12 protein-coding genes are annotated in these 16,431 nt (G+C 72.5%); 4 read left to right on the top strand and 8 right to left on the bottom strand.

Going from position 1 to position 16,431, the window contains the following annotated elements; all coding sequences use genetic code 11:
- The first annotated feature begins 165 nt into the window (after nucleotides 1-165).
- Complete coding sequence (gene dusB, locus ACZ7G3_RS05400) at nucleotides 166-1,329, top strand: tRNA dihydrouridine synthase DusB (protein ID WP_470923367.1); 1,164 nt, start codon at nucleotides 166-168, stop codon at nucleotides 1,327-1,329.
- On the opposite strand, the gene ACZ7G3_RS05395 is transcribed toward dusB, so the two are convergent.
- Nucleotides 1,330-3,093: an alkaline phosphatase family protein gene (locus ACZ7G3_RS05395; RefSeq protein WP_470923365.1), complete on the bottom strand. Its 1,764-nt coding sequence runs from the start codon at nucleotides 3,091-3,093 to the stop codon at nucleotides 1,330-1,332. It abuts the gene before it with no gap.
- 480 nt (nucleotides 3,094-3,573) lie between these two features.
- On the opposite strand from ACZ7G3_RS05395, the gene ppdK reads away from it, so the two are divergent.
- Both ppdK and ACZ7G3_RS05385 read left to right on the top strand, forming a co-directional pair.
- Nucleotides 3,574-6,312 (top strand): pyruvate, phosphate dikinase, encoded by a 2,739-nt coding sequence (gene ppdK, locus ACZ7G3_RS05390; RefSeq protein WP_470923363.1) that lies wholly within the window; start codon nucleotides 3,574-3,576, stop codon nucleotides 6,310-6,312.
- A gap of 335 nt (nucleotides 6,313-6,647) precedes the next feature.
- Nucleotides 6,648-7,850: an acyltransferase family protein gene (locus ACZ7G3_RS05385; RefSeq protein ID WP_470923361.1), complete on the top strand. Its 1,203-nt coding sequence runs from the start codon at nucleotides 6,648-6,650 to the stop codon at nucleotides 7,848-7,850.
- Nucleotides 7,851-7,890: 40 nt separating this feature from the next.
- Here the strand turns inward: ACZ7G3_RS05385 and ACZ7G3_RS05380 are convergent, their stop codons facing one another.
- The gene (locus tag ACZ7G3_RS05380) at nucleotides 7,891-8,361 is read right to left on the bottom strand and encodes an excalibur calcium-binding domain-containing protein (RefSeq protein WP_470923360.1); all 471 of its coding nucleotides are present in this window, start codon (nucleotides 8,359-8,361) and stop codon (nucleotides 7,891-7,893) included.
- Between the two features lie 181 nt (nucleotides 8,362-8,542).
- On the opposite strand from ACZ7G3_RS05380, the gene ACZ7G3_RS05375 reads away from it, so the two are divergent.
- Nucleotides 8,543-9,475 (top strand): oxidoreductase, encoded by a 933-nt coding sequence (locus ACZ7G3_RS05375; RefSeq protein ID WP_426598726.1) that lies wholly within the window; start codon nucleotides 8,543-8,545, stop codon nucleotides 9,473-9,475.
- Nucleotides 9,476-9,529: 54 nt separating this feature from the next.
- Here the strand turns inward: ACZ7G3_RS05375 and ACZ7G3_RS05370 are convergent, their stop codons facing one another.
- From ACZ7G3_RS05370 to ACZ7G3_RS05345, 6 genes are all read right to left on the bottom strand, one after another.
- Nucleotides 9,530-10,480 (bottom strand): SMP-30/gluconolactonase/LRE family protein, encoded by a 951-nt coding sequence (locus ACZ7G3_RS05370; RefSeq protein ID WP_470923357.1) that lies wholly within the window; start codon nucleotides 10,478-10,480, stop codon nucleotides 9,530-9,532.
- A 111-nt stretch (nucleotides 10,481-10,591) separates the two neighbouring features.
- Entirely contained in the window at nucleotides 10,592-11,359 is a 768-nt protein-coding gene (locus ACZ7G3_RS05365) for an SDR family NAD(P)-dependent oxidoreductase (RefSeq protein ID WP_470923355.1), read from the bottom strand.
- Nucleotides 11,360-11,441: 82 nt separating this feature from the next.
- Nucleotides 11,442-12,026: a TetR/AcrR family transcriptional regulator gene (locus tag ACZ7G3_RS05360; RefSeq protein ID WP_470923353.1), complete on the bottom strand. Its 585-nt coding sequence runs from the start codon at nucleotides 12,024-12,026 to the stop codon at nucleotides 11,442-11,444.
- Between the two features lie 48 nt (nucleotides 12,027-12,074).
- Nucleotides 12,075-12,440: a nitrite reductase small subunit NirD gene (gene nirD, locus ACZ7G3_RS05355; RefSeq protein ID WP_470923351.1), complete on the bottom strand. Its 366-nt coding sequence runs from the start codon at nucleotides 12,438-12,440 to the stop codon at nucleotides 12,075-12,077.
- Nucleotides 12,437-15,049 (bottom strand): nitrite reductase large subunit NirB, encoded by a 2,613-nt coding sequence (nirB, locus tag ACZ7G3_RS05350; protein WP_470923349.1) that lies wholly within the window; start codon nucleotides 15,047-15,049, stop codon nucleotides 12,437-12,439. Before nirB ends, nirD begins: the two co-directional genes overlap by 4 nt.
- Complete coding sequence (locus ACZ7G3_RS05345; RefSeq protein WP_470923347.1) at nucleotides 15,049-16,359, bottom strand: NAD(P)/FAD-dependent oxidoreductase; 1,311 nt, start codon at nucleotides 16,357-16,359, stop codon at nucleotides 15,049-15,051. The genes nirB and ACZ7G3_RS05345 overlap by 1 nt, the downstream gene beginning before the upstream one ends.
- Nucleotides 16,360-16,431: the final 72 nt, after the last annotated feature.

Raw genomic sequence — 16,431 nt, 5'->3', positions numbered from 1 at the left:
GCCGCTCCCCACCGGGCACGGCGGGTCGGTGCCCGGTGGCTGCCGGCCCGGTGCGGTCGGCCACGGCCTGTACGTGGCCCTCGCGCCGTACGTGGCCCCCGCGCCGTACGTGGCCCCCGCGCCGGGGCGCGGCGAGCACCGTCCCGCGTACGTGACAATGGAGAGATGTCCACGCCCACCACGCCCGCCCCCAGCACCACCGCCCGGCCGTTGCAGATCGGCCCGCACACCGTCGCGCCGCCCGTCGTGCTGGCGCCGATGGCCGGGATCACCAACGCGCCGTTCCGCACCCTGTGCAGGGAGTTCAGTGGCGGCAAGGGCCTGTTCGTGAGCGAGATGATCACGACCCGGGCGCTGGTCGAGCGCAACGAGAAGACCATGCAGCTGATCCACTTCGACGCGACCGAGACGCCGCGCTCGATCCAGCTGTACGGCGTCGACCCGGTGACCGTCGGCAAGGCCGTCCGCATGATCGCGGAGGAGGACCTCGCCGACCACATCGACCTGAACTTCGGCTGCCCCGTGCCCAAGGTGACCCGCAAGGGCGGCGGCTCGGCCCTCCCGTACAAGCGGAACCTGCTGCGGGCCATCGTCCGCGAGGCCGTCACCGGCGCCGGGGACCTGCCCGTCACCATGAAGATGCGCAAGGGCATCGACGACGACCACCTGACCTTCCTCGACGCCGGACGGATCGCCGTGGAGGAGGGCGTGAGCGCCATCGCCCTGCACGGCCGCACCACCGCCCAGCACTACGGCGGCACCGCCGACTGGGACGCCATCGCCCGGCTGAAGGAGCACGTCCCGGAGATCCCCGTCCTCGGCAACGGGGACATCTGGTCCGCCGAGGACGCGCTGCGCATGGTGCGCGAGACCGGCTGCGACGGTGTCGTGGTCGGACGCGGGTGCCTGGGGCGGCCGTGGCTGTTCGCCGATCTGGTGGCCGCCTTCGAGGGACGCGGCGACTACGTACGGCCCACCCTGCGCGAGGTCGCCGACGTGATGGTGCGGCACGCCACCCTGCTCGGGGAGTGGATCGGCGACGAGGCGCGCGGCGTCATCGACTTCCGCAAGCACGTCGCCTGGTACCTGAAGGGCTTCGCGGTCGGCTCCGAGATGCGCAAGCGGCTCGCGATCACCTCCTCCCTGGAGGCACTGCGCGCCGGCCTCGACGAGCTCGACCTCGACCAGCCCTGGCCCACCGGCGCCGACGGCCCCCGCGGCCGTACCTCCGGCAACAACCGGGTGGTCCTGCCGGACGGCTGGCTGAAGGACCCGTACGACTGCGCGGGCGTCGGCGAGGACGCGGAGCTGGACACCTCCGGCGGCTGATCAGCCCCGGGTGGGGTGCGGGGTGGAGCCGTACGCCGTCAGGAACCGGTCGCGGAAGGAGTCCATCCGCCACACCGGGGCGTCCCGGGCGGGCTGGAGGCCCTCCGTCCAGTTCCAGTCGTCGATCGCGTCGAGCACCTCCGGGTCCCTGGCGACGACCGAGACGGGCACGTCCCGGCCCGCCCCGCTGCCGCTGACGCGGGCGAGCGGCTGGTGGTCGCCGAGGAAGACGAGGACGGTGTCGTCGGTGCCGTAGCGCTCCAGCCACTGGACGAGGCTGGTGAGCGAGTACTCGACCGACCTGCCGTACTCCTCCTTCGACCGGGCGGGGTCGGCGATGACGTCGGACGCCCGCACGCCCCGCGCCTCGATGCCGTCGAACACCGAGCCGTCGCCGATCTCGTCCCAGCCGACCAGCTCCGGGAGCGGTGCCCAGGGCTGGTGGCTGGAGGTCAGGATGATCTCCGCCATCAGCGGCCGGTCGCGCTCCCTGCCGTGCTCCAGGCGCTGGAAGGCCTCCAGCGCGTACTGGTCCGGCATGGTCGACCAGCTGAACCTCGGGCCCTCGTAGCCGACGTCGAACGCGTCGTAGACCTTGTCGAGCCCGTACCACTCCGCCTCCGGCCAGGCCTTCCGCACACCAGGCATGACGCCGACCGTGTCCCAGGCGCCGGTCTTCCGGAACGCCTCGGTGAGGGTGAGGCGGTCGCCGGCGGTGACGGTGCGGTAGCGCTGCTGGTTGTCGACCCACAGGCCCGACATGAACGTGGAGTGGCCGAGCCAGCTGCCGCCCCCGTACGTCGCCGACGTCAGCCAGCCGCTCCGCGCCCGGTAGCCCGCCCCGGCCAGAGCCTTCGTACCCGTGTCGAGCGTCCGGCCGACACTCGGTGCCACGACGGGGTCCTCGAGGGCGGTGCGGCCGTAGCTCTCGATGAACGTGAAGATCACGTCCTTGCCGCGCAGGTCCGGCACCAGCTGCGCGCCGGGCGTGGCGCCGAAGCGGTCGGCCTCCGCCTCCTTCGCGAACGCCGCCTCGTCCCGCAGCGTGTCCACCGCCCGGCGCGCCTGCTCTTGAACGGCCGCGGAGGCGTTCCTGGTGGCGACCGGCACGCCGAAGGTCTGCACGCCCAGCGCCGCGCAGGTCATCCACACGGTGGCCGCCGTCAGCGCGCCCCGGGCCGCCCGTTCCCGGTGCGCGGCGAGCAGCTCGCCGAGCCGGACCGCCGCCAGCGTCATGAGCACCAGCAGGAGCAGGACGCCCACGACCGCGCCCACCGCCGCCCAGGTCGCCGCCGCCTCGCCCATCGAGTCCGCCACGTACGAGTGGGCGTCGTCCAGCAGGCCCCAGTCCAGGACGACGTCGAAGCCCCGCCCCAGGTACTCGGTGAAACCCATGTCGAGCAGGTTCAGCACGGTCAGCGCGCCCAGGCCGGCCCCGAACAGCGCCGCCAGCACCAGGCGGGGCACGCGCGGCAGGCGGAGCAGCAGCACCGCCGCGACGACCGCCTCCACCGGGATCCGCGCGAACCGGTTCGGCTCCAGGGCGGCGAGGCTGTCGGGCAGCAGCAGCGCGCCGAGCACGAGAACGGCGGCGAGGGCGGTCGTGGTCCCGCGCACCGCCGCGGCGGCGCGCGGGTGGCGGGTGCGCCAGGCACGCCAGTGGCGCAGGCGGGCCCCGAGGGACGGGGGCCCGGCGGGTCCGGGTGTGCTGCCGGGGTCGTCGGCGGTCCCCGGTGGCCGGTGGAAAGGCGTGATGACAGGCACCCGGAGGTCCTTCCGTACGAAACCCGGTGGACGGCGGACCCGGCGAGGGGGCGGGGTCCGCCGCACTGTCGTACGTCCGCCGGAAGCGGTCCGTTCAGACGTCCGCATGGTGAAATCCGGGGGTCTGTGGCAGCGTGATTCTCGCCACCTCTGATAGAGGTGCTGCTCAGATGAGCGGATCTTGGGCGGTTCCACTTCTCCAAAGGGTGGCACTGAGTGCCATACCTTGATCGTTCATCGATCGAACTCAAACGGGGAGGTCACTGCTCGAATGAGCGCCGCTTGGCGCATCTGGGCGTTCATTCGTTCAAGAAGTGAAAACACAGGCCGTCGTTCGCTTGCCAAGCCTTGACTTTCGATCCGCTGGCGGACGAGTGGTTACGGGCGCATGACGCGCAAGTGGACGTACCCATGAGCCTTTGATCTGGGTACATTCCTCGCCGTCAGGGCAGCCACCGCGTCCTCGAGGAGTCGAGACCCGTGTCGGAAAACAAAGATCCCCACGTAGCGAACGCAGCGAATGCGGCGAAGTTCGTTTACGACTTCACCGAGGGCAACAAGGACCTCAAGGACCTCCTCGGCGGCAAGGGCGCCAACCTCGCCGAGATGACCAACCTGGGTCTGCCGGTCCCTCCCGGCTTCACCATCACCACCGAGGCCTGCAAGACCTACCTCGACAGTGGCGAGGAGCCGGCGGCACTGCGTGACGAGGTGAGTGCGCACCTCGACGCCCTCGAAGAGAAGATGGGCAAGAAGCTCGGCCAGGCCGACGACCCCCTCCTCGTGTCGGTCCGCTCCGGAGCCAAGTTCTCCATGCCCGGCATGATGGACACGGTCCTCAACATCGGCCTCTCCGACACGTCGGTGCAGGGCCTCGCCCAGCAGGCCGGCGACGACCGCTTCGCCTGGGACTCCTACCGCCGCCTGATCCAGATGTTCGGCAAGACCGTCCTCGGCGTCGACGGCGACCTCTTCGAGGAGGCGCTGGAGGCGGCGAAGGCGGCCAAGAAGGTCAGCGTCGACACCGAGCTGGAGGCCGCCGACCTCAAGAAGCTCGTCACCAAGTTCAAGAAGATCGTCAAGACCGAGGCCGGCCGGGACTTCCCGCAGGACCCGCGCGAGCAGATGGACCTCGCCATCAAGGCCGTCTTCGACTCCTGGAACGGCGAGCGCGCCAAGCTCTACCGCCGCCAGGAGCGCATCCCGCACGACCTCGGCACCGCCGTCAACGTCTGCTCCATGGTCTTCGGCAACCTGGGCCCCGACTCGGGCACCGGCGTCGCCTTCACCCGCGACCCCGCCTCCGGCCACCAGGGCGTCTACGGCGACTACCTCCAGAACGCCCAGGGCGAGGACGTCGTCGCGGGCATCCGCAACACCGTCGCCCTCGCGGAGCTGGAGTCGATCGACAAGAAGTCGTACGACCAGCTGATGCAGATCATGGAGACGCTGGAGAACCACTACCTGGACCTCTGCGACATCGAGTTCACCATCGAGCGCGGCCAGCTGTGGATGCTCCAGACCCGCGTCGGCAAGCGCACGGCGGGCGCGGCCTTCCGCATCGCCACCCAGCTCGTCGACCAGGGCCTCATCGACGAGGCCGAGGCGCTCCAGCGCGTCAACGGCGCCCAGCTCGCGCAGCTGATGTTCCCCCGCTTCGACGACGACGCCAAGGTCGAGCAGGTCGGCCGGGGCATCGCCGCCTCGCCGGGCGCGGCGGTCGGCAAGGCCGTCTTCGACTCGTACACCGCCGTGAAGTGGTCGCGTTCGGGCGAGAAGGTCATCCTGATCCGCCGCGAGACCAACCCCGACGACCTGGACGGCATGATCGCCGCCGAGGGCATCCTGACCTCGCGCGGCGGCAAGACCTCCCACGCGGCCGTGGTCGCGCGCGGCATGGGCAAGACCTGTGTCTGCGGCGCCGAGGAGCTCGAGGTCGACACCAAGCGCCGCCGGATGACCGTGCCCGGCGGGCACGTCGTCGAGGAGGGCGACGTCGTCTCCATCGACGGCTCCTCCGGCAAGGTCTACCTGGGCGAGGTGCCGGTCGTGCCGTCGCCGGTCGTCGAGTACTTCGAGGGCCGCATGCACGCGGGCGCAGAGGACGCCGACGAACTGGTCGAGGCCGTGCACCGCATCATGGCCTTCGCCGACCGCAAGCGCCGGCTGCGGGTGCGCGCCAACGCCGACAACGCCGAGGACGCGCTGCGGGCCCGCCGTTTCGGCGCCCAGGGCATCGGCCTGTGCCGCACCGAGCACATGTTCCTCGGGGACCGGCGCGAGCTGGTGGAGCGGCTGATCCTGGCCGACACCGAGGCCGAGCGCGAGGAGTCCCTGAAGGCGCTGCTCCCGCTCCAGAAGCGGGACTTCGTCGAACTGTTCGAGGCGATGGACGGCCTCCCGGTCACCGTCCGCCTGCTGGACCCGCCGCTGCACGAGTTCCTGCCGGACATCACCGAGCTGTCGGTACGCGTCGCGCTCGCCGAGTCCCGGCAGGAGCCGCACGAGAACGAGCTGCGCCTGCTCCAGGCCGTGCACCGGCTGCACGAGCAGAACCCGATGCTGGGCCTGCGCGGCGTCCGCCTCGGCCTGGTCATCCCCGGCCTGTTCACCATGCAGGTCCGGGCGATCGCCGAGGCCGCGGCCGAGCGCCGGGCGGCCAAGGGCGACCCGCGCGCCGAGATCATGATCCCGCTGGTCGGCACCGTCCAGGAGCTGGAGATCGTCCGCGAGGAGGCCGACCAGGTCATCGCCGAGGTCGAGGCCGCCACCGGCGCCAAGCTGAAGCTGTCCATCGGCACGATGATCGAGCTGCCGCGCGCCGCGCTGACCGCCGGGCAGATCGCCGAGGCCGCGGAGTTCTTCTCCTTCGGCACCAACGACCTGACCCAGACGGTCTGGGGCTTCAGCCGGGACGACGTGGAGGCCTCGTTCTTCACGGCGTACCTGGAGAAGGGCATCTTCGGCGTCTCCCCGTTCGAGACCATCGACAAGGACGGCGTCGGCTCCCTGGTCGCCGCCGCCGCGAAGGCCGGCCGCGCCACCCGCCCCGACCTGAAGCTCGGCGTCTGCGGCGAGCACGGCGGTGACCCCGAGTCGGTCCACTTCTTCCACGAGGTGGGTCTGGACTACGTCTCCTGCTCCCCGTTCCGGATCCCGGTGGCCCGGCTGGAGGCCGGCCGCGCGGCGTCCCGGTCGAAGGGCAGCGACCACCGCTGAGCGCTCCGCCGGGAGACCGGTACGTCACAGCGGGCCCGCTGTGACTGGTCGCGCAGTTCCCCGCGCCCTTCGGGGCGCGGGGCGAAGACCCCGGAGCCGCCGTCTGTCACCCGACCACCCTCACCGATCGGCGGCGGCTCCGGACCACGAGAAGAGGCGGCACCCGTGCGGGGGTGCCGCCTCTCGCACGGGCGGCGGCTGCCCTGCGGGGGTGGGCCGCCTTGCCCGCGGGAGGCGCGTCCGGGGCCGCCGGAACCCTGGGGGAATGACCGGGGGCGCCTGTGCGTACAGTTTGGGAATTCTGACAGAACGAGATTCATCGGAACGGGTGGGGAATGACCCAGACGAACTACAGCGAGTCGGTTCCCGCGGCTGATTCGGGCGGCAGCGCGGAGCGGATCGCGTCGGGACCGTCGGCGCGGAGCGCTGTGGAGGCGAAAGCGGCCGAGGCCGGACCGGTCGTGCACAAGAACCGGCTCGCGGCGCTGGACGGGCTGCGGTTCCTGGCGGCGCTGGCCGTGGTCTTCTTCCACTTCGTCGGTCAGAAACCCAAGACGATGGAGTGGATCTGGGGCCGCCCGTACCAGGAGATCTTCCCCGAGGCGCACGGCTATTTCGCCTTCGGACGGCTCGGCGTCGACCTGTTCTTCCTGATCAGCGGCTTCGTCATCTGCATGAGCGCGTGGGGACGCACCCCGCGGGACTTCTTCATATCGCGCGTCACCCGTCTGTACCCGATGTACTGGGTGGCGATCGTGGTGTCCGCGAGCGTGATCTACCTCGTCGACACCCCGTTCGGGCACCCCAACCCGCGGGAGCTCTTCGCGAACTTCACGATGCTGCAGAAGCCGCTCGGGGTGGACAACCTCGACTCCGTCTACTGGACGCTCTGGCCGGAGCTCTGCTTCTACCTCACCTTCTCCGTCGTGGTGTGGAAGGGCCTCACCTACCAGCGAGTGGTGATCTTCTGCGGGCTGTGGACGGTCGCCGCGGTGCTGGCACCCAGCGCCGACATGCCGTTGCTGACGCTGCTGGTGAACCCGCCGTCCGCCCCGTACTTCATCGCGGGCATGGCCTTCTACCTGATGTACCGCTACCGGCCGACCCCGCTGCTGTGGGGCATCGTCGCCATGTCGTGGCTGCTGGCGCTGCACTTCCTGCTGGCGCCGGGCGGCGGCCGCAACAGCTGGGGGGACTGGGCGCCCTGGCGCGGCTGGCTGGTCCTGCTGATCACGGTGTTCTTCCTGCTGATCGCCGCGATCGCGCTCGGCTGGACCAGCCGTCTGCGCTGGCGCGGACTGACCGTGGCCGGAACGCTGACCTTCCCGCTGTACCTGCTGCACGACATCATCGGCGTGACCGTCCTGCACCGCTTCGGCGACCGCGCCGACCCCTGGGTCATGGTCGGGATCACCGTGGCCGCCCTGGTCGCGCTGTCCTACGTCGCGCAGCGGTTCGTCGAACGCCCGGTGGCCCGGGCCGCGCGGCGCTGGCTCAGCAGCGCCGCGTTCAGCCTGAAACCGCCGCCGCGCCGCTGAGCCCCCCGCGGAGGGGTGGCGCCGCCGGAAGAGTGCCGCGTCAGCGGGCGGCGTTGCTCCGGCGCCGGTTCACCGCCAGCAGCAGCCCGCCGCCGGCGAGCACCACGGCCGCGCCGCCCGCCGCGAGGTACGGCGTGCTGTCGTCGCCGCCGGTCTCGGCCAGGCCGGCGCCCTGCTGTCCGGCGGCCTCCTTCGCGCCCGCCTCGCCGCTCCCGGACTTCTCCGCGCTCCCGGAGCCCGCACCGTCGTCGGTCTCCTTGTCGTCGGTGTCCTTGTCGCCGGCGGGCACGAAGTCCGCGGGCGGCTTGTCGCAGCCGACGCCGTCCTGGTCGCGGTCCAGGCGCTCGGCGTAGTGCTCGTCGCCCTTCTTGATGTTGGAGTACCCGGCGTCGTACGCCTCGGTGCAGTTCTTGAACGGGTGGGTGCCTTCGTGCGCCTGGGCGGCGGTCGGCAGGGCGGCCAGGGCCAGCGCGGCGACGGCCACGGCGGCGGGCTTGCGGAGCAGGTTCATCGAGAGTCCCGGGATGGTGTGGATGAGCGGATATGAGGTGACGAACGTATTGAGGTGCAGATGATGTGGTGGGCATATGGAGGACTCGTGACGCGAACGTGACGTGACCGGACGGTAGCTCTCCGCTCCGAAGCGCCGGCGCGTACGGTGAGAGAGGTCCGGACCAGGGAAGGAGCCGCGGATGACCGGCTGGAACGTGGGCGACATGCCCGGCCTGGACGGGCGCGTCGCCGTCGTCACCGGTGCCAACGGCGGCCTCGGCTACGTGGTGGCCCGGGAACTGGCGCGCAAGGGGGCCTGCGTGGTGCTCGCCTGCCGCAGCCGGACGCGGGGGAGCGACGCCGTGGAGCGCCTCCGGGGCGAGGTGCCGGACGCCGCCGTGGAACTGGCGCGGCTGGACCTCGGCGACCTGGCCTCCGTCCGCGAGTTCGCGTACGCACTGCCCTACGAGCGGGTCGACCTCCTCGTCAACAACGCCGGCGTGATGGCGCTGCCCTACGCGACGACGGCGGACGGCTTCGAGACGCAGTTCGGCGTCAACCACCTGGGGCACTTCGCCCTCACCGGGCTGCTGCTGCCCACCCTGCTCGCCACGCCCGGTGCCCGGGTCGTGACCGTCTCCAGCCTCATGCACACGCTGGCCAACGTCGATCCGCGCGACCTCAACAACGTGCGGCGGTACGGGCGCTGGACCGCCTACGCCCGCTCGAAGTCGGCCAACCTGCTCTTCACCCACGAGCTGGCCCGCCGGCTCGCGGCACGGGACGGCGGGGCGGACGTGTGCGCGGTCGCCGCCCATCCGGGGTACGCGGAGACCGGTCTGCTGACCGCCGGACCCCGTGCCGAGGGGCGCCGGGTCGCCGAGCGGCTGATGACGCTCGCGGGCCGGGTCGTCGCCCAGCCCGCCGAGGCGGGCGCGCTGCCCGTCCTGTACGCGGCGACCGCGCCCGGCGTGCCCGCCGACTCCTTCACCGGCCCGTCCTTCGCGATGTGGCGCGGGGCGCCCGCCCCCTCCTGGCGGGCACCCTGGACCACCGACGACGCGATGGGGGAGCGGCTGTGGGCCGCCTCCGAACGGCTGACGGGTGTCACGTACGAGGCGCTGAAGGGCTGAGGCCGGAACCCGGTCGGCCCGGACGGCCCGGTCGGCCCGGTCGGCCCGGGTGGCTCAGCGGGCCACCGCCACCGCCGTGAACGTCGTCTCGGGAGTCTGCGGGCTGGTGAAGCGCGCGTTGACGAGGTAGAGGCGGTCGCCGAAGCGGGCGGCGGTCGCGGGGACGTCGAAGCGGGAGTCGGTGATCGTGCGGCGCAGGGTCGCCGTGCCGGCCCTCGCGTCCAGGTCCCACACGCTGACCAGGTTGAGCCGGTTCTGGACGACGTACAGGGTGCGGCCGACACGGACCAGGCCGTCGCCGTGGACCACGTCGTCCGCGCCGACCAGCCTGATGCGGGTGGCGCGGCCGGTCCTGAGGCTGACGCGGTACAGCTCGCCCGCCGTCATCCTGACGACGATCAGGCCCCGCCCGTCGGGGGTGGAGACGATGCCGTTGGCGTTGATGACGTCCGGCGTGTGCTCCCAGTCGCCGGTCAGCGGCAGGGCGCGTACACCGCCGTGCCGGCCGCGCGGGACGCCGTACAGGACGGGCCCGTACGAGTCGGTGAACCAGGCGCGGTCGCCGAGCAGGGCCGCGTCGTTGACGAAGTGGCCGGTGGTGTCCGTGAGCTGGTGGGTGCGCAGCAGTCTGCCGGTGCGGGAGTCGATGATCCGCGCGGTGCCGCCGCCGCCCCCGGCGACGTACAGCAGGCCGTCGTGGTCCAGTTTCAGGCCGATGGCGGCGAGGCCCGTGGCGCCCTCGTGGACGACGCGGCCCTCGCCGGTGCGCAGGTCGGTGCGGTAGACGGCGCCGTCGGCCCGCGAACCCAGGTAGGCGTACGGTCCCCGCCCGATGGTGATGCCCTCGGGCAGCCAGCCGTCGGGAAGCGGGAACTGGGACGGCCACGTCGCCCCGGGGGCGGTGGCCTCGGCCGGGCCGGTACCGGCGGCCACCGTCAGCGCGGCGAGAGCGGCACCGCCGAGCACCGTGCGCCGGGACGGCCGGGGTGGGTGGGTCCGAGTCATGGTGCGGGCCTCCGTCGGAGAAGGGGCGTGGGGACTCGATGAAACCCGACGGCCGGGGCGAATTCGAGGCGTCGGCCGGGTTTGGCAGGAAACCGACAGTCGCCCCGGGAGTCAGGCGGTCTGCCCGCCGTCGACCACCAGGTCGGTGCCCACCACCGACGCCGCGTCGTCCGACGCCAGGTAGAGCACGGCCGCCGCGACCTCCGCCACCTCCGACACCCGGCCGAGCGGCGTCTCGCTCCTCATCCGTTCGGCCCGCCCCGCCTCCGTCTCCCCGGGCAGCAGGGACATGGAGGTCGCCGTGGCGCCCGGGCTGACGGCGTTGATGCGGACGCCGTCCGCGATGTGGTCCAGGGCGGCGCCCCGGGTGAGCACCGAGACGGCCGCCTTGGTGGCCGCGTAGGCGGTGGCGCCCGGACTGCGCTTGTGCAGGCCGAAGGTGGAGGCGATGTTCACGATGGCGCCGCCGGCCGGCTGGGCGCGCATCCGGCGGACCTCCGCCCGGACGGCGAGGAACACGCCGCTGAGGTTGATGTCGAGCTGCGCGTACCAGTCCTCCTCGGCGAGGTCGGCCAGGGGGACTCCGCCGCGGAAGACGCCCGCGTTGTTGACGGCGACGTCGAGGGAGCCGAAGTGCTCCACGGCGGCGTCCACGACGGCCTGTACGTCGGCGGCGCGGGTGACGTCGGCGGTGACGGCCAGTGCCTTGCCGCCCGCCTCCTCGATCAGGGCCACCGTCTCGTCGAGCGGCTCCCGCCCGCGCCCGGCGACGACGACGTGCGCGCCCTCGGCGGCGAGGCCGAGGGCGACGGCCCGTCCGATGCCGGAGCCCGCGCCGGTGACGAGGGCGGTCCTGTCGGTGAAGCGCTGGGTGGTCATGAATCTCCCCTTTTTCTTGACCGAACGGTTCATTATGAGGTCGTGGGAAACACCCCTCCGGAGAGGGGAGCGTCCCCGCGCCTCAGTCGAGCAGGGCCAGTGCCTGGTCCGCCGCGTCCCGCACCCGCGCCGGGTCCGGCGACGCCTTGCCGACCACCCGCAGCCCCTGGAGCAGGACCAGCAGCATGCGGGCGAGGGCCAGCGGGTCGCGGCCGGCGGGCAGTTCGCCCTGGGCCCGGGCCCGGATCAGCGCCGCGTGCAGCGCGGTCTCCAGCTGGTCCCAGTTGCGCTCGACCCGCCGCGCGGCGACCGGGTCGCGCGGGGCCAGCTCGGCCGCCGTGTTGGTGACGAAGCAGCCGCGTTCCCGCAGGTCATCGGCGGCCGCCTCGACGGCGTAGCGCCGCACCAGGGACCGTACGCCCGGCAGGGCCGGGCCCGGCCGGGCGAGTTCCTCCAGCAGCTCCGGGAGCAGTCCCTGCTCGTAGCGCTCCAGCGCCTTCAGGTACAGCTCGTGCTTGTTGCCGAAGGTCGCGTAGATGCTGGCGCGCCCGATGCCGAGGTGCTCGACGAGGTCGGACATCGACGTCGCCTCGTAGCCGCGCCGCCAGAACAGCTCCAGGGCTGCCCGCAGCGCGGCGTCCGGATCGAACTCCTTGGTCCTGGCCACGTGACGCAGCCTAGGGCGTTCTGGAACGACCGGTCAAGAACAGTGGTCTCAGGCCGCCTTCACCTCGTACGTCTCCACCCGCACCGCCTCGTCGTCCAGGCACTGCCCGGTCGCCAGGTCGAAACGCTGCTTGAGCAGCGGGGAGGCGACGAACGGGCGGCCCTGGTGGGTGCCGGTCAGGCCGCGGGAGAGGACCGCCGCGCCGGTGAACGGGTCCCGGTTGCCGATGGCGTACAGCTCGCCGTTCCGGTCCCGGAACAGGGCCACCTGGCCGCCGTCCGGCAGCAGGGCCGCCACGCCGCGGCCCGGGAGCAGGGTGCCGAGGTCGCAGGCCGTGAACCAGTCGTCCGTCAGGCGCAGCCGTACCTTCAGGTCGGTCGTCTCGGGTGCCAGGGACTCGGGTGCCAGGGTCATCGCCGGGTGCTTCCTTCCAGGAGGTCGTCTTCCGAGGGGCGCCGCAGGCCGATGTCGAGCAGCGGCAGGTCGGGCTTCATCTGGTCGCGTTCGGGCACGAAGCCCACGACCGGGTCGGGGGTGTCGGGCGCGTTCACGAAGGACACGAACCGGGCCAGTTTCTCCGGGTCGTTGATGGTCTCGGCCCACTCGTCGCGGTAGTGCGAGACGTGGGCCCGCATCAGGGACTCCAGCTCGTCGCAGATGCCGAGCGAGTCGTGCACGACCACGTCCCGTACGTGGTCCAGGCCGCCCGGGATGCGTTCCAGCCAGGTGGAGGTGCGCTCCAGCTTGTCGGCGGTGCGGATGTAGAACATCAGGAACCGGTCGATCAGGCGGACCAGTTCGGCGTCGGACAGGTCCTGCGCGAGCAGGTCCGCGTGGCGTGGGGTGGCGCCGCCGTTGCCGCCGACGTACAGGTTCCAGCCGTTGGACGTGGCGATCACGCCGAAGTCCTTCGACTGGGCCTCGGCGCACTCGCGGGCGCACCCGGAGACCGCCGACTTCAGCTTGTGCGGGGAGCGCAGCCCCCGGTAGCGCAGCTCCAGGTCGATCGCCATGCGCACCGAGTCCTGGACGCCGTAGCGGCACCAGGTCTGCCCCACGCAGGACTTCACCGTCCGCAGCGACTTCCCGTACGCGTGCCCGGACTCGAAGCCGGCGTCCACCAGCCGCGCCCAGATCACCGGCAACTGCTCGACGCGGGCGCCGAACATGTCGATGCGCTGACCGCCGGTGATCTTCGTGTAGAGCCCGAAGTCCCGGGCGATCTCGCCGATGACGATCAGCTTCTCCGGGGCGATCTCGCCGCCGGGGATGCGCGGGACGACGGAGTACGAGCCGTTCCTCTGGAGGTTGGCCAGGAAGTGGTCGTTGGTGTCCTGGAGCGCGGCCTGCTCGCCGTCCAGGACGTAGCCGCTGGCGCCGATCGCCGGGGCGAGGGAGGCGATGACCGAGCCGACCGCCGGCTTGCAGACCTCGCAGCCGTCACCGCCCCGGGCGTCCTCGCGGCCGTGCCGGTCCAGCAGCTCCCGGTAGGAGGTGATCCGCAGGGTACTGACGATCTCGTACAGCTCCTCGCGGGTCTGCGAGAAGCAGCCGCACAGGCCCTTGTCGACCTCGACGCCGTTCGCCTCCAGCTCGGCGGTGACCAGCTGGCCGAGCACCTTGACGCAGGAGCCGCAGCCGGTGCCGGCCCTGGTGCACTTCTTCACCTCGGGCACGGTGGTGCAGGAGTGCTCCGTCACCGCGCCGCGGATGGTGCCCTTGGTGACGTTGTGGCAGGAGCAGATCACCGCGTCGTCGGGGAGCGCGGCCGGGCCGAGCTGGGCGGGCGCTCCGGCCCCGGCGGGCAGCACCAGGGACTCGGGGGAGACGGGCGGGACCGAGCCGGTGAAGGCGCGCAGCGTGCCGTACGCCTCCGCGTCGCCGACCAGGATGCCGCCGAGCAGCGTGCCGTCGCGGCCGACGACCAGCTTCTTGTACAGGCCCGCCCGGGAGTCCGAGTAGACGACGTCCAGGCAGTCCTCGGCGGTGCCGTGCGCGTCGCCGAAGGAGGCCACGTCCACGCCGAGCAGCTTCAGCTTGGTGGACAGGTCGGCGCCGGTGAAGGACGCCTCCCGCTCCGCGATGGTCGCGGCGGCCGTCTCGGCCTGCTCGTAACCCGGCGCCACCAGCCCGTACACCCGCCCGTCGGCCGCCAGCGCGCACTCGCCGATCGCGAACACGTGCTCGTCGGTGACCGTGCGGCACTGCTCGTCCACGCTGATCCCGCCGCGCTCGCCGACCGCGAGACCGCAGTCGCGGGCCAGCTGGTCGCGGGGGCGGACACCGGCGCTGAACACCACGAGGTCGGTGGCGAGTTCGGAGCCGTCGGACAGTTTCATGCCGGTGACGGCGCCGTCCTCGCCGGTCAGGACCTCCTGGGTGCCGACGCCCGTGTGGACGGACAGGCCCATGTCCTCGATGGTGCGCAGCAGCGCCGCGCCGCCGCCCTCGTCGACCTGTACGGGCATCAGGCGGGGCGCGAACTCCACGATGTGCGAGGTGAGTCCGAGGCCCTGGAGCGCGCCGGCCGCCTCCAGGCCGAGGAGCCCGCCGCCGACCACCGCGCCGGTCGTCGCGGTCTTCGCGTACTCCTCGATGGCGAGCAGGTCCTCGATCGTCCGGTAGACGAAGCAGCCCTCGGCGTCCTTGCCGGGGACCGGCGGGACGAACGGGTAGGAGCCGGTGGCCAGTACCAGCACGTCGTAGTCGACGACCAGCCCGGAGCGGGCGGTCACCTTGCGCGCCGCACGGTCGACGCTCTCCGCCGGGTCGCCGACGCGCAGTTCGATGCGGTGCTCCTCGATGAAGGCCATGTCGGTCATCGACAGGTCCTCGGGGGTCTTCCCCGAGAAGTACGAGGTGAGCTGGACGCGGTCGTAGGCGGGGCGCGGCTCCTCGCACAGCACGACCACGCGGTGCGTGCCGGTCAGGCCGCGCTCGGCGAGCGCTTCGAGGAAACGCTGGCCGACCATGCCGTGGCCGACGAGCACGATGGTGGGGGCGGGCCCCGGGGTGGCGGTCATCAGGAGCCTCCGTCATGGGTGAGCAGGTGGAGCAGGGGGCCGCCGTCGGACGGGAGCGGCTCTGCTCCCTCCCAGGCGCGCGCGAGCGCGCCGACGGTGCCGAGTTCGCCGACCAGGACCCCGCCGACCAGCCGGTCGTCGCGGACGACGACCTTGCGGTAGGTGCCCCGGGTGGCGTCGGCGAGCTGCACGACGTCGTCGCCGGGGCGGGGGTCGGTCTCACCGAACGCGGCGAGGTCGAAAGGGCTCTCGGGCCCGGAGGGGCTGCCGGATCCTGAGGGGCTGCCGGATCCGGAAGGGGTGCCGGACCCGGAAGGGGTGCCTGGCCCGGAGGAGCTGCCGGACCCGGTGAGGGTGAGCCGGGTCAGGGAGCGGGTGCCGGTGTAGCGGGCGGCGGTGCCGTCCCCGGCGAGCAGTCCGGCGAGCGCGCCCGCCTGTTCGAGGGCGGGCGCGGCCAGCCCGTACACGCGTCCCGCGTGCTGGGCGCAGTCGCCGACCGCGCGGATGTGCGGGTCACTGGTGCGCAGCTCGTCGTCGACCACCACGCCCTTGCCGACCTCCAGGCCCGCCTCCCGCGCGAGCCCGACGCGCGGCCGGACCCCGCACGCGAGGACGACGACGTCGGCGCCGAGGGCGTACCCGTCGGCCATCTCCACCGACCGGACCGCTCCGCCGACGCTCCGCACGTCCCGCACCCGGCACTCGGTGTGCACCTCGACGCCGAGGTTCTCCAGGTGCCGCCGGACGAGCGCGGAGGCGGCCGGGTCGAGCCGGCACTCCATGAGCCGCTCGGACTGCTGGGCGAGGACGACCCGGGCGCCGCGCACGGCCAGCGCGCGGGCGGCGGAGACCCCGAGCAGCCCGCCCCCGACGACGACCGCCCGCACCCCCGGCCGCAGCGCCTTGGACAGCCCCAGGCAGTCGTCCATCGTCCGGAACGCGTGCACGCCCTCGGGCAGCTCCCGGTCCGGCGTGAACAGGCCGCGCAGCGGCGGGAGCACGGCGTTGGAACCGGTGGCCAGGACGAGCGTGTCGTACGCGATCACGGAGCCGTCGGCGCACCGGACGGTCCGCCCGGCCCGGTCGATGCCGGTGACCCGGCCGCGCAGCAGCCCGGCGGGCGCGGGCAGGGCGGTCACCTCGGGGCCGTACCGGCCGGCCAGCACCTCGGCGAGCAGCACCCGGTTGTACGGGCGGTGCTCCTCGTCGCCGACGACCAGCGCGGGCGTGCCGAGCTCACCGAGCCGCCGGGCGAGCGTGACGCCCGCGAGTCCGGCGCCGATCACCACCACACGCGTATTCGAGGTCATGGCACCGAGCGTGCGGTGCGGGTGTTACCCGGTGGCATCGCGTCTGTTTCCCGCGGGGAACGCTGCCCTCAG

Source organism: Streptomyces sp. NPDC037271 (assembly GCF_055603605.1).
Note: the sequence above shows the minus strand (reverse complement) of the source record. Positions and strands in the feature narration are given on the sequence as shown.

What these genes read in the sequence shown, in the direction of transcription:
- dusB (WP_470923367.1), top strand. Translation starts at nt 166, where the DNA reads ATGTCCACGCCCACCACGCCCGCCCCCAGCACCACCGCCCGGCCGTTG.
- ACZ7G3_RS05385 (WP_470923361.1), top strand. Translation starts at nt 6,648, where the DNA reads ATGACCCAGACGAACTACAGCGAGTCGGTTCCCGCGGCTGATTCGGGC.
- ACZ7G3_RS05380 (WP_470923360.1), bottom strand. Translation starts at nt 8,361, where the DNA reads ATGAACCTGCTCCGCAAGCCCGCCGCCGTGGCCGTCGCCGCGCTGGCC.
- ACZ7G3_RS05375 (WP_426598726.1), top strand. Translation starts at nt 8,543, where the DNA reads ATGACCGGCTGGAACGTGGGCGACATGCCCGGCCTGGACGGGCGCGTC.
- ACZ7G3_RS05370 (WP_470923357.1), bottom strand. Translation starts at nt 10,480, where the DNA reads ATGACTCGGACCCACCCACCCCGGCCGTCCCGGCGCACGGTGCTCGGC.
- ACZ7G3_RS05365 (WP_470923355.1), bottom strand. Translation starts at nt 11,359, where the DNA reads ATGACCACCCAGCGCTTCACCGACAGGACCGCCCTCGTCACCGGCGCG.
- nirD (WP_470923351.1), bottom strand. Translation starts at nt 12,440, where the DNA reads ATGACCCTGGCACCCGAGTCCCTGGCACCCGAGACGACCGACCTGAAG.
- nirB (WP_470923349.1), bottom strand. Translation starts at nt 15,049, where the DNA reads ATGACCGCCACCCCGGGGCCCGCCCCCACCATCGTGCTCGTCGGCCAC.
- ACZ7G3_RS05345 (WP_470923347.1), bottom strand. Translation starts at nt 16,359, where the DNA reads ATGACCTCGAATACGCGTGTGGTGGTGATCGGCGCCGGACTCGCGGGC.